The sequence below is a fragment of the Mycobacterium sp. NGS64 genome (assembly GCF_059812245.1).
Window position 1 is genome coordinate 947469 of the sequence record NZ_JCALCI010000001.1, and the last position, 11020, is coordinate 958488.

Genomic DNA, 11020 nt, shown 5'->3' on the forward strand with positions numbered 1-11020 from the left:
GGCTAAGAGCCGTCGTAGGTGTCCGGGTCCGGGCGCAGCCGGGTGCCGTCGTTGAGGCCGTTGATCGTATCCATGTGTTCGCCGGCCAATTCGAAATCGAAGATGTCCAAATTGCTGGCGATGCGCTCGGGGTTGCTCGAGCGGAAAATCACCGAATTGCCGAGTTGCACGTTCCACCGGAGCAGCACCTGGGCCGGCGTCTTCCCGTACTCGGCGGCCACCGAGGTCACCGTCGGGTTGTCGATCAGCTTGCCCAGCGCGAGCGGCGTGTAGGACTGGGTGACGACGTTGTGCTGCGCGTTGGCCTTGCGCATCCCGTCCTGGTTGAGCAGCGGGTGCAACTCGATCTGGTTGACCGCCGGGGTGACGAAGGTCAGGTCGATCACCGTGGACAGCTGGTCCTCGGTGAAGTTGGAGACGCCGATCGAGCGGGCATGCCCGTTCCCGCGGGACTGGATCATGCCGCCGAAGGCGTCGACGAACAGCCCCTGCGCCGGGGCCGGCCAATGAATCAGGTAGAGGTCGACGTAGTCCAGGCCGAGACGCTCCAGGCTGGCAATGCAGGCCGACGGGGCCTTGCTGAAACCGTGGTCCGGGGTGGCCAGCTTGGTGGTGACGAACAGCTCCGCGCGCGGAATCCCGGAGGCCGCGATCGCGCGGCCCACGGCGGCTTCGTTGCCGTAGGCGGCGGCCGTGTCGATGAGCCGGCAGCCGAATTCGAGCGCGGCCGACACCGCGCGCTCCGTCTCGTCCTCCGACAACTCGGCGACGCCGAGGCCGAGCACCGGGATGGTGTTTTCGTCATTGAGAGCTATCGACGGTATGGCGGCGCCCGACTCCCGAGTCAACGTCATTCACCTACCTGTGAAATTGATGGTCCGTGGATTCGGATCCGCCGCCGAAATCTCTCACAATCCGTTTGGGTTCACCGACTTGGGGATCACGATATTACCCAGCCGCAAAAGCGACGTGAGCGACGCCCGCGCGGGCATGCCCTGTTCCCCGCTCGTCTCGCCGGCGTCCGTAGAGTTGGTCGGACGGCGCGCCGGGTATAGACGGGTATCGGACAACCGTCGTCGGGTGTGACGAGGGGAGCAGGAGAAAGTCATGGCCAAGAGTCTCGCGGTGGACCTCGACCTCGGAGCCAAACGCGCATCGATGCGGTGGACGAGCCGCGTGCAGGGTGCCGTCTCCACGATCGGCGTCAAGGTCATTCCCTGGATCCCGACCCCGGCCAAGCGGGCGCTGTTCGGCGGCCGCTCGGTGATCATCGACGGCAACACGCTGGACCCGACGCTGCAGCTGATGCTGTCCGGGTTGCACGCCGTCGGCATCGACGGCCTGGTGGTCGACGACGACGCGGCTGCATCCCGCGCCCAGCTGCGCGAGACGACGGCGGCCCTGCCCGGGCCGCAGGTTCACGTCGAGGTGGACGAGATCTCGCTGCCGGGGCCGGCCGGCCAGATCCGCGCGCGCCACTACCGCCCGGCTGACGGGACGGAGGCACCCCTGCTCGTCTTCTACCACGGCGGGGGATGGGTGATCGGCGACCTGGACACCTACGACCCGCTGTGCCGGCTGACGTGTCGGGACGCCGGCATCCACGTGTTGTCGGTCGACTACCGGCTGGCTCCCGAGCACCCGGCGCCGGCAGCGGTCGAGGACGCGTACGCGGCCTTCCAATGGGCGCACGAGCACGCCGCCGAACTCGGCGCGGCCCCCGGGCGTGTCGCCGTCGGCGGCGACAGCGCCGGCGGCAACCTGGCCGCCGTCGTCGCCCAGCTGGCGCGAAACGAGGGCGGCCCCGCCCCGGTGCTGCAGTGGCTGATCTACCCGCGGACCGACTTCACGGCGCAAACCCGGTCCATGGGCCTGTTCGCCCGCGGCTTCCTGCTGACCCGCCGCGACATGGACTGGTTCCAGGCGCAGTACCTGCGGGGCTCGGGGATCGACCCGGCGGATCCGCGGCTGTCGCCCCTGCTGGCCGAGTCGCTGTCGGGCCTGGCGCCCGCGCTGATCGCCGTCGGCGGCTTCGACCCGCTGCGCGACGAGGGCGAGGCCTACGCCGCGGCCCTGCGGGCCGCCGGGACCGCGGTGGACCTGCGCTACATGGGCTCGCTGACCCACGGCTTCGTGAACCTTTTCCAGCTGGGCGGCGACAGCGCCGTCGGGACCAGCGAACTGATTTCGGCGTTGCGCGCCCACCTGAGCCGCGCCTGAGTCACCGGGCGTCACGCCGGTACGCTAGAGGCGCCTCTCAAGCGTGCATCACCGTGACAAAGGATCAGCGAACCCGTGGCCGACAAACCCAAACGCCCCCCGCGCTACGACCTGAAGTCCGGCACCGGGAAATCCGGGCGGCTCCTCCAGGTCGCGGGCACCGCGATCGTCGTACTCCTGCTGGTCGGCGTCGTCTACTGGGCCGTCAGCCACAAGAAGAAGCCCGGCGCCACCGGCGAGGGCGACACGGTGCGGGTGACGTCGAGCAAGCTGGTCACCCAGCCGGGGACCAGCAACCCGAAGGCCGTGGTGACGTTCTACGAAGACTTCCTGTGCCCGGCGTGCGGTAACTTCGAGCGCACTTTCGGGCCGACCGTCTCCCGGCTGATCGACGTCGGCGCCATCGCCGCCGATTACTCCATGGTGGCGATCCTCGACAGCCAGCGGAACCAGAATTACTCGTCGCGGGCGGGCGCGGCGGCCATGTGCGTCGCCGACGAATCCATGGACGCGTTCCGCCGTTTCCACAGCGCGCTGTACAGCACCGACATCCAGCCCAACGAGCGCGGCACCAGCTTCCCCGACAACGCGCGGCTCATTGAACTCGCCCGCGAAGCCGGCGCCGCCGGCAAGGTCCCGGACTGCATCAACAGCGGCAAGTACCTTTCCAAGGTCACGGGCGAGGCGGCGGCCGCCAAGATCAACGCCACCCCGACCATCAAGATCAACGGCGCCGATTACGAGCCGTCGACGCCCGACGCGCTGGTCGGCAAGATCAAGTCGATAGTCGGCGACGTGCCGGGCCTGGACACCGCCGTCGCTCCCGCGGCGTGACGACCGCCCCGGTGTCCGCGCAACCCGCCGAGGATGGCGGCGAGGCGACGCCGGATTCGCCGAGCCGGGTGCCCGCGCCCAGCGCGTGGTGGGTGCTGATCGCGGGGGTGATCGGCCTGGCCGCGTCGATGACCCTGACGGTGGAGAAGATCGACCTCCTGCTCAACCCGTCGTACGTGCCGTCGTGCAACATCAACCCGGTCGTGTCGTGCGGCTCGGTGATGGTGACGCCGCAGGCGTCGGTGCTGGGATTTCCCAACCCGCTGCTCGGGCTGGTGGGTTTCACGGTGGTGATCGTCACTGGCGTCCTGGCCGTCGCGAAAGTCCGTCTGCCGCAATGGTATTGGGTCGGGCTGACGGCCGGGGTGCTGCTCGGTTCGGTGTTCGTGCACTGGCTGATCTTTCAGAGCCTGTATCGCATCGGGGCGTTGTGCCCGTACTGCATGGTGGTCTGGGTGGTCACCATCGCGCTGCTGGTGGTGACCGCGTCGATCGCGTTTCGTCCGGCGCTGCAGACCGGTGGCCTGCGGGTGCTCTACCAGTGGCGGTGGTCGATCGCCGCGCTGTGGTACACGGCGGTGTTTCTGCTGATCATGGTGCGGTTCTGGGACTACTGGTCGACGCTGTTGTGAACGCGTGACCCGGATCATCGGCGGCATCGCCGGGGGCCGGCGCATCGCCGTCCCGCCGCGGGGAACCCGGCCGACCACCGACCGGGTGCGCGAATCACTCTTCAACATCGTCACCGCGCGCCGCGACCTGACCGGGCTGGCGGTGCTCGACCTATATGCCGGGTCGGGCGCGCTGGGGCTGGAGGCCCTGTCGCGCGGGGCCGCATCCGCGCTCTTCGTGGAGTCCGACCAGCGCACCGCGACGGTGATCGCGCGCAACATCGAGGCGCTGGGGCTGCCCGGTGCGACCCTGCGCCGGGGCGCGGTAGCGGCCGTCGTGGCGGCCGGGGCCGCGTCCCCGGTGGACCTGGTCCTGGCCGACCCGCCCTACGACGTCGCCGCCGCGGAGGTGAACGCCGTGCTGGCCGCGCTGACCGCGCACGGCTGGGTGCGCGACGGAACCGTTGCCGCGGTCGAGCGTGCGGCCGGCGGCGCGGCGCTGACGTGGCCCGCGGGCTGGTCGGCGTGGCCCGAGCGCGTCTACGGCGACACCCGCCTGGAGCTGGCCGAATTTGGGTGAGCCCGGCGTGTAGCGTCAGTCGACATGGGCGCCGCTTCTCCTCATCGCTCCGTCCCCCGCAAGCGGGAGGTGCCCCCACTGCATCGTCGCCGGCGCGCGCTATGAGCGGCGCGGTATGCCCCGGTTCTTTTGACCCGGTGACATTGGGCCACATCGACGTCTTCGAACGCGCGTCGGCCCAATTCGACGAGGTGGTCGTGGCGATCCTGGTCAACCCAGCCAAGAAGGGCATGTTCGATCTCGACGAGCGGATCGCCATGATCGAGGAGTCGACGACGCACCTGCCCAACCTGCGGGTGGAGGCCGGGCAGGGTCTGGTGGTCGACTTCGTCAGGGCGCGCGGCATGACCGCGATCGTCAAGGGCCTGCGCACCGGCACCGACTTCGAATACGAACTGCAGATGGCACAGATGAACAAGCACATCGCCGGTGTGGACACGTTTTTCGTGGCCACCACGCCGCGCTATTCGTTCGTGTCCTCGTCGTTGGCCAAAGAGGTCGCGATGCTGGGCGGAAACGTGTCGGAGCTGCTACCCGAACCGGTGAATCGCCGTCTGCGCGAAAAGCTTTCGGCCCGGCCGTGACCCGGGCAACCCGGCGCACTCAGTCGCACTGACGGCTGTGATCGTGGTGGCCCTCCGCCGCCGCGGGGGATCCGCCCATCATCCGTAGCATCGGGAGCCCGCCCGAGGTGACGAACCGCACGATCAGGACGGCCGCGATGACGAGGAAGGCGATATTGAGCCAGGTGGTGTAGTTCCACGAGATCGACGCCTCCATCACCGTGGCGTTGCGCTGCCTGGGGATGAGACCCGTTGTGCCGAACAGCAATTCGACCAGGTATCCGGCGGCGACCATGGCGGCGTAGAAGGTGCCGAGCAGCGTGAGCATCATCCTGGTGCCGTAGTACTTGCGGTAGATGTTCAGGATCGGCAGGATCAGCAGGTCGGCGTAGATGAACGCGATGACGCCGCCGAAGCTGATGCCGCCGTTCCACAGCACTGCGGCCAGCGGTACGTTACCGATCGAGCAGACGAACGACACGATCGCGACGATCGGCCCCACGATCGGCCCCCACACCGCCGACCAGCCGGGGTGGTCGCTCAAAAAGAAGAGCCGCCAAAAGCTTTCGGGCACCCATGCCGCGATGGCACCCGCGATCAGCAGGCCCAGGACGAGGTCGCGCAGAATCGCCAACCACTCCATCACGAACACATGCGAGACCGCGGTGAAGCCCTCCCGGGAGAAGAGCCGTTGGGTAAACGAGCCCTCCTTTTGTATCGACATGTCCATGGCGGCATGGCCTTCCATCGAGCCGGCGATTCCGCGCTCAGCCTGCTGCCGGGCGGCATCGACGAGCCGGGACCGCACGAACAGCCGGAACAGCACGGCGAGCGCCACGATCATCACCGGGCCGCCGACGAATTCCGCGGCGGTGAATTGCCAGCCCATCAGCAGCGCCAGGATGATGCCCAGCTCGACCACGAGGTTCGTCGAGCCGATCTCGAACGCCATCGCGGCGGTGAAGTTGGCACCCTTGCGGAACAGCGAGCGGGCCAGCGCCACCGCGGCGTAGGAGCACGACGACGAAGCGGCCCCCAGCCCCGCCGCCACCGCCAGCGTGCGCGGCCGGTCGTCGCCCATCAGGCTCACGATCGTCGAACGGCGCACCACGGCCTGCACCACCGCGGACAGCGCGAAGCCCAGGATCAATGCCCACAGGATTTCCCACGTCATTGACCCCGCCAAGCCCAGGGCGTGACCCACCGCTGCCAGCGCTCTCATCGAGGCCTCCGCTTCGGTTGCGTGATTTGAGGGATTTCTGTCCGGACTCTATACCCCTAGGGGGTATATGTCAATCGCGGTGAAGGCCAGTTAAGCGCGGGACCGGCCGCGGTCCCTAGAATGGCGGCAAATCGGTGCGGGGGCCGGCAAAGAATATGGACGGAACAACCTCGCGCGGCTGTCGGGCCCGCGGAAACGGCGTGAACGGGCATTTTCTATGGAATTCACTGGTGGCGAACGGGCCCGGAGGGCAAATGCCCGACACACCGGCCGCGCCACCGGTGTCACAGACGTAACAACAGGCACACTGGTAACAACGAGTTTTTTCGGCAAGACGCCAGGAGGGTATGGCCGTGTACCGAGTTTTTGAAGCGCTGGACGAATTGGGCGCCATCGTCGAAGAGGCGCGTGGCGTGCCCATGACGTCCGGCTGCGTCGTGCCCCGCGGTGACGTGCTGGAACTGATCGACGACATCAAGGACGCGATCCCGGGCGAGCTGGACGACGCCCAGGACGTGCTCGACGCGCGCGACTCGATGCTGCAGGACGCCAAGTCGCACGCGGAATCCATGGTTTCCTCGGCGACCACCGAATCGGAGTCGATGCTCAACCACGCCCGCGCCGAGGCGGACCGGCTCCTGTCCGACGCGAAGGCGCAGGCCGACCGGATGGTCAGCGAGGCGCGCCAGCACAGCGAGCGGATGGTCGGGGAGGCTCGCGAGGAGGCGATGCGCATCGCCACGGCGGCCAAACGCGAGTACGAGGCCAGCGTCAGCCGCGCCCAGGCCGAGGCCGACCGGCTGATCGAGAACGGCAACATCTCCTACGAGAAGGCCGTGCAAGAGGGCATCAAGGAGCAGCAGCGCCTGGTCTCGCAGAACAGCGTGGTGGAGGCGGCGAACGCCGAGGCCACCCGCCTCATCGACACCGCGCACGCCGAGGCCGACCGGCTGCGGGGTGAGTGCGACATCTACGTCGACAACAAGCTCGCCGAGTTCGAGGAGTTCCTCAACGGCACGTTGCGGTCGGTGGGGCGCGGCCGCCACCAGCTGCGCACGGCCGCCGGCACCCACGACTACGCGACCCGCTAACGGCGATCGCGAGCGCGTCCCAGCCGGGCGCTGGGGGTACCCCCGCGCAGCTGGGGGACGGGTCGCCGCCGTCAGCACCGCGGCTCATCGCGCACTTTCATTACGCGCGCGGCGCCGTAGGATTTCTTCTATGACGCGGCAGCACAGCAGCACTAGGACCGGTGGGGTAGCGCCACGGTCGGCCGCGCCGATGACCATCGACATCACCCGGCTGGGGCGGCGTCCGGGCGCGATGGTCACCCTGCGCGAGACCCTGCCCAGCCCGTCGCGCATCGGACTGGACATGATCGCGATCGATCGGGCCGCCCCGTTGGAACTGGACCTGCAGGTGCAGTCGGTGTCGGAAGGCGTGCTGGTCACCGGGACGGTGGCCGCGCCCACCGTCGGCGAATGCTCCCGCTGCCTGACGCCGGTCACCGGGCGGGTGGAGGTCCGGTTGACCGAACTGTTCGCCTACCCGGACAGCACGACCGAGGCGACTTTGGGGGAAGACAGGGACGATGAGGTCGGCCACATCGTCGACGACACCATCGACCTCGAGCAGCCCATCATCGACGCCGTCGGGCTGGAGCTGCCGTTCGCACCGGTGTGCGAGCCGGATTGCCCGGGGCTGTGCCCCGAATGCGGTGTTGCGCTCGCGGCTGAGCCCGGCCATCACCACGATCGCATCGACCCGCGATGGTCCAAGCTGGCCGACATGTTGCGCGAGCCGCCCGAACCGGACGACACGCCGGGGGGCCAGCGGTGACGTCGCGGCAAGACCTGCTCGAGGCGCTCGGGGTCGAGCTGCCCGACGAGCTGCTGTCGCTGGCCCTGACGCATCGCAGCTACGCCTACGAGCACGGCGGCCTGCCCACCAACGAGCGCCTGGAATTCCTGGGCGACGCCGTGTTGGGCCTGACCATCACCGACGAGCTCTACCACCGCCATCCCGACCGGTCCGAAGGTGACCTGGCGAAGCTGCGGGCCAGCGTGGTCAACACCCAGGCACTGGCCGACGTCGCGCGGAACCTGTCCGAGGAGGGCCTCGGCGTCCACTTGTTTCTCGGCCGGGGCGAGGCGAACACCGGCGGAGCCGACAAGTCGAGCATCCTGGCCGACGGCATGGAGTCGCTGCTGGGCGCGATCTACCTGCAGCACGGCATCGAAACCGCGCGCGAGGTCATCCTGCGGCTGTTCGGCGCGCTGCTGGACGCCGCGCCGACGTTGGGGGCCGGGCTGGACTGGAAGACCAGCCTGCAGGAGCTCACCGCGGCGCGAGGCATGGGGGCACCGTCGTACGTGGTCACCTCCACCGGGCCGGACCACGACAAGGAGTTCACCGCGGTGGTCGTCGTGATGGAGACCGAATACGGGTCGGGTGTGGGCCGCTCCAAGAAGGAGGCCGAACAAAAGGCCGCCGCCGCGACCTGGAAAGCGCTCGAAGCGCTGGACACCGCGGGAAAAACCTCTGCCTAAATCGATGGCCCGCTGAATGCCCGAACTGCCCGAGGTCGAGGTGGTGCGCCGAGGCTTGGCGGCCCACGTCGTGGGCAAGAGGATCACCGCGGTCCGGGTGCATCATCCCCGCGCGGTGCGCCGCCACGAGGCCGGCCCCGCCGACCTCACCGCCCGGCTGCTCGACGCGAAGATCACCGGGACCGACCGGCGCGGCAAGTACCTGTGGCTGCTGCTCGACGACCCGGACGCGGCGCTCGTCGTCCACCTCGGCATGAGCGGGCAGATGCTGTTGGGGAAGGTGCCGCGCGCCGACCACGTGCGGATCTCCGCGCTGCTCGACGACGGGACCGTGCTGAGCTTCGCCGACCAGCGGACGTTCGGGGGGTGGATGCTCGCCGACCTGGTCAGCGTCGACGGCAGCGTGGTTCCCCAGCCGGTCGCCCACCTGGCGCGCGACCCCCTGGATCCCCGCTTCGACGCCGCCGCGGTGGTAAAGGTCTTGCGGCGCAAGCATTCCGAGATCAAGCGGCAGCTTCTCGATCAGCAGGTGGTGTCGGGCATCGGCAACATCTACGCCGACGAGGCGTTGTGGCGGGCCAAGGTGAACGGCGCGCGGATCGCCGACACGCTGAGCCGCCGGCAGCTGACCGCTGTGCTGGACGCCGCCGGCGCCGTGATGCGCGATGCGCTGGCCAAGGGCGGGACCTCGTTCGACTCGCTCTACGTCAACGTCAACGGCGAGTCGGGGTACTTCGACCGATCCCTCGATGCGTACGGCCGCGAAGGTGAACCCTGCCGGCGCTGCGGCGCGCTCATACGCCGGGAGAAGTTCATGAACCGTTCCTCGTTCTACTGCCCGAGTTGCCAACCGCGGCCGCGCGTTTCGAGTGTCGAGTCAGTCGAAGATGTCGTGGCGCGTCGGCCCCGCCGGTAGCGCGGGATCGACGAACCATTCGCGCGGGAATAACAGGCCAAAAGCCTGGGGCGGCAGCGCGAGCAGCACGTCGAATGCGCGCGCGGCCGCGGCCGAGTTGCCGATTTGGGAGCGGTGGGCGGCCATCGCGTCGCGCTTGTGCCGCGCGAAGCCGAACACGTTGATCCGGTGGGTAATCCGCGCCTTTGGCGCGTACGCAGTGCGGGCGATTTCCGGCTCGTAGGGCGCCGGTAGCCGCAGCAGGCGCGCGAGATTGCCGATTCGCACCAGCAATTCGCGCGGCATCGTCGCCTCCAGCACACGGGGAGTCGCTGCGAGCTCGGCGGCCCGCTTGCCCACGTGATGCACCTGGATGTGGTCGCGATGGCCGTAGCCGCCGTTGGCTTCGTAGCTGAGCAGGAGATCCGCGTCTTCCTCGCGAAGGATCGCCGACAGCCGCTCTGCAGCCTGGTCGACGTCGGCTCGTCCGAACCTGACGCGTCCGGGTGGGTCAGGGTAAAACTCGGGGCCGTAGCCGCTGTCGGCGTAGCCGAGGCACTCGACCCGGTGCACCCCGAGAATGTCCGCGCTGCAACGCAATTCGTCCAATCGTAAATCGTCGTCGTCGTCGTGCACGCGGCCGTCGGTGGCGGTGACGAGAACGACGCGATGTCCGGTGTCCGCCGCCCGCGCGAGGGTCCCGCCGGTCAGGATCACCTCGTCGTCGGGGTGGGCGTGGAATGCGACGACTGTGGCCATGCAACGCAGTATGCCCGCGGGGGCGCAACGGCGGCCCGGTAGAAAAGAAGCCATGACGGAACTGTGGGTCGAACGGACCGGATCGCGCCGCTACACCGGTTACAGCTCGCGCGGCGCGCAGGTGCTGGTCGGTTCGGAGGATGTCGAGGGGGTGTTCACCCCGGGCGAGCTGCTCAAGATCGCGCTGGCCGCCTGCAGCGGCATGTCCACCGACGAGCCGCTGGCCCGGCGTCTCGGCGACGACTACAAGGCCGTCGTCAAGGTGTCCGGGCCCGCCGACCGCGAGCAGGAACGCTATCCGCTGCTCGAGGAGACGCTCGAGCTCGACCTGTCCGGGCTCTCCGACGAGGAAAAACAACGCGTGCTCGTCGTCGCCAACCGGGCCGTCGACCTGGTCTGCACCGTCGGGCGCACGCTGAAGTCCGGCACGGAAGTCAACTTCGAGATCGCCGATGTCTCAGATGCCCCAGCCTGACGTCCGGCTCACCGCCTGGGTGCACGGCCGGGTCCAGGGGGTCGGCTTTCGCTGGTGGACCCGCTGCCGCGCGCTGGAGCTCGGCCTCACCGGCTACGCGGCCAATCAGGCCGACGGCCGGGTGCTGGTGGTGGCCCAGGGGCCGCGCGAGGCGGGCGAAAAATTGCTGCGGCTGCTGGAAGGCGGCGGCGGGTGGCCTTCCAGGCCGGGTCACGTTGACAAAGTGGTCGCGGACTGGTCGGAACCGACGGAGCGGTTCACCGGATTCGTCGAGCGCTGACGTGACTGATGTGGCGCCTGTGACCGGTGTGT

14 protein-coding genes and 1 pseudogene are annotated in these 11020 nt (G+C 68.7%); 11 read left to right on the forward strand and 4 right to left on the reverse strand.

The genetic code is table 11. From position 1 onward, the window contains the following. Positions 1-2: 2 nt before the first annotated feature. A complete protein-coding gene (locus AC5Y4S_RS04725; protein WP_500032159.1) occupies positions 3-848 on the reverse strand; it encodes an aldo/keto reductase in 846 nt (281 codons plus the stop codon). Between the two features lie 259 nt (positions 849-1107). Between AC5Y4S_RS04725 and AC5Y4S_RS04730 the strand changes: the two genes are divergently transcribed. The 4 genes from AC5Y4S_RS04730 to rsmD all read left to right on the forward strand — a co-directional run bounded on the left by AC5Y4S_RS04730 (position 1108) and on the right by rsmD (position 4245). Continuing rightward, on the forward strand, positions 1108-2220 hold the full coding sequence (locus AC5Y4S_RS04730; RefSeq protein ID WP_500030363.1) for an alpha/beta hydrolase: 1113 nt from the start codon (positions 1108-1110) through the stop codon (positions 2218-2220). Positions 2221-2295: 75 nt separating this feature from the next. Next, entirely contained in the window at positions 2296-3054 is a 759-nt protein-coding gene (locus AC5Y4S_RS04735; protein ID WP_500030364.1) for a DsbA family protein, read from the forward strand. A gap of 11 nt (positions 3055-3065) precedes the next feature. Beyond that, positions 3066-3686, forward strand: a complete 621-nt coding sequence (locus AC5Y4S_RS04740; protein WP_500032162.1) for a vitamin K epoxide reductase family protein — start codon at positions 3066-3068, stop codon at positions 3684-3686. 4 nt (positions 3687-3690) lie between these two features. After that, positions 3691-4245 carry a 16S rRNA (guanine(966)-N(2))-methyltransferase RsmD gene (rsmD, locus tag AC5Y4S_RS04745; RefSeq protein ID WP_500030366.1) on the forward strand — a complete coding sequence of 185 codons (555 nt, stop codon included), beginning with the start codon at positions 3691-3693 and terminating at the stop codon, positions 4243-4245. 28 nt (positions 4246-4273) lie between these two features. On the opposite strand, the pseudogene AC5Y4S_RS04750 reads toward rsmD, so the two are convergent. Next, positions 4274-4342 (reverse strand): annotated as a pseudogene (locus AC5Y4S_RS04750) (16S rRNA (guanine(966)-N(2))-methyltransferase RsmD); the annotation flags it as partial. A gap of 4 nt (positions 4343-4346) precedes the next feature. Between AC5Y4S_RS04750 and coaD the strand changes: the two are divergent. Beyond that, entirely contained in the window at positions 4347-4829 is a 483-nt protein-coding gene (gene coaD / locus AC5Y4S_RS04755) for a pantetheine-phosphate adenylyltransferase (protein ID WP_068102018.1), read from the forward strand. Positions 4830-4848: 19 nt separating this feature from the next. Here the strand turns inward: coaD and AC5Y4S_RS04760 are convergent, their stop codons facing one another. After that, a complete protein-coding gene (locus AC5Y4S_RS04760) occupies positions 4849-6030 on the reverse strand; it encodes a permease (protein WP_500030371.1) in 1182 nt (393 codons plus the stop codon). A 353-nt stretch (positions 6031-6383) separates the two neighbouring features. Here AC5Y4S_RS04760 and sepIVA point away from each other — a divergent pair, with 353 nt between their 5' ends. From sepIVA to mutM, 4 genes are all read left to right on the forward strand, one after another. After that, entirely contained in the window at positions 6384-7121 is a 738-nt protein-coding gene (gene sepIVA, locus AC5Y4S_RS04765) for a cell division protein SepIVA (RefSeq protein WP_067155092.1), read from the forward strand. A 130-nt stretch (positions 7122-7251) separates the two neighbouring features. After that, complete coding sequence (locus AC5Y4S_RS04770; RefSeq protein WP_500030376.1) at positions 7252-7869, forward strand: YceD family protein; 618 nt, start codon at positions 7252-7254, stop codon at positions 7867-7869. Next, positions 7866-8579 (forward strand): ribonuclease III, encoded by a 714-nt coding sequence (rnc, locus tag AC5Y4S_RS04775; protein ID WP_500030378.1) that lies wholly within the window; start codon positions 7866-7868, stop codon positions 8577-8579. Before AC5Y4S_RS04770 ends, rnc begins: the two co-directional genes overlap by 4 nt. A 16-nt stretch (positions 8580-8595) precedes the next feature. Then, positions 8596-9495, forward strand: a complete 900-nt coding sequence (mutM, locus tag AC5Y4S_RS04780) for a DNA-formamidopyrimidine glycosylase (RefSeq protein ID WP_500030380.1) — start codon at positions 8596-8598, stop codon at positions 9493-9495. Here the strand turns inward: mutM and AC5Y4S_RS04785 are convergent. Beyond that, positions 9457-10233 carry a PIG-L deacetylase family protein gene (locus AC5Y4S_RS04785; RefSeq protein WP_500030382.1) on the reverse strand — a complete coding sequence of 259 codons (777 nt, stop codon included), beginning with the start codon at positions 10231-10233 and terminating at the stop codon, positions 9457-9459. The two genes, mutM and AC5Y4S_RS04785, sit on opposite strands and share 39 nt — an antisense overlap. A gap of 52 nt (positions 10234-10285) precedes the next feature. On the opposite strand from AC5Y4S_RS04785, the gene AC5Y4S_RS04790 reads away from it, so the two are divergent. Then, on the forward strand, positions 10286-10708 hold the full coding sequence (locus AC5Y4S_RS04790) for an OsmC family protein (RefSeq protein WP_085184413.1): 423 nt from the start codon (positions 10286-10288) through the stop codon (positions 10706-10708). After that, positions 10695-10988: an acylphosphatase gene (locus AC5Y4S_RS04795; protein ID WP_500030384.1), complete on the forward strand. Its 294-nt coding sequence runs from the start codon at positions 10695-10697 to the stop codon at positions 10986-10988. Before AC5Y4S_RS04790 ends, AC5Y4S_RS04795 begins: the two co-directional genes overlap by 14 nt. Positions 10989-11020: the final 32 nt, after the last annotated feature.

What these genes read in the sequence shown, in the direction of transcription:
- AC5Y4S_RS04790 (WP_085184413.1), top strand. Translation starts at nt 10,286, where the DNA reads ATGACGGAACTGTGGGTCGAACGGACCGGATCGCGCCGCTACACCGGT.
- coaD (WP_068102018.1), top strand. Translation starts at nt 4,347, where the DNA reads ATGAGCGGCGCGGTATGCCCCGGTTCTTTTGACCCGGTGACATTGGGC.
- AC5Y4S_RS04760 (WP_500030371.1), bottom strand. Translation starts at nt 6,030, where the DNA reads ATGAGAGCGCTGGCAGCGGTGGGTCACGCCCTGGGCTTGGCGGGGTCA.
- AC5Y4S_RS04785 (WP_500030382.1), bottom strand. Translation starts at nt 10,233, where the DNA reads ATGGCCACAGTCGTCGCATTCCACGCCCACCCCGACGACGAGGTGATC.
- AC5Y4S_RS04795 (WP_500030384.1), top strand. Translation starts at nt 10,695, where the DNA reads ATGCCCCAGCCTGACGTCCGGCTCACCGCCTGGGTGCACGGCCGGGTC.
- AC5Y4S_RS04730 (WP_500030363.1), top strand. Translation starts at nt 1,108, where the DNA reads ATGGCCAAGAGTCTCGCGGTGGACCTCGACCTCGGAGCCAAACGCGCA.
- mutM (WP_500030380.1), top strand. Translation starts at nt 8,596, where the DNA reads ATGCCCGAACTGCCCGAGGTCGAGGTGGTGCGCCGAGGCTTGGCGGCC.
- AC5Y4S_RS04770 (WP_500030376.1), top strand. Translation starts at nt 7,252, where the DNA reads ATGACGCGGCAGCACAGCAGCACTAGGACCGGTGGGGTAGCGCCACGG.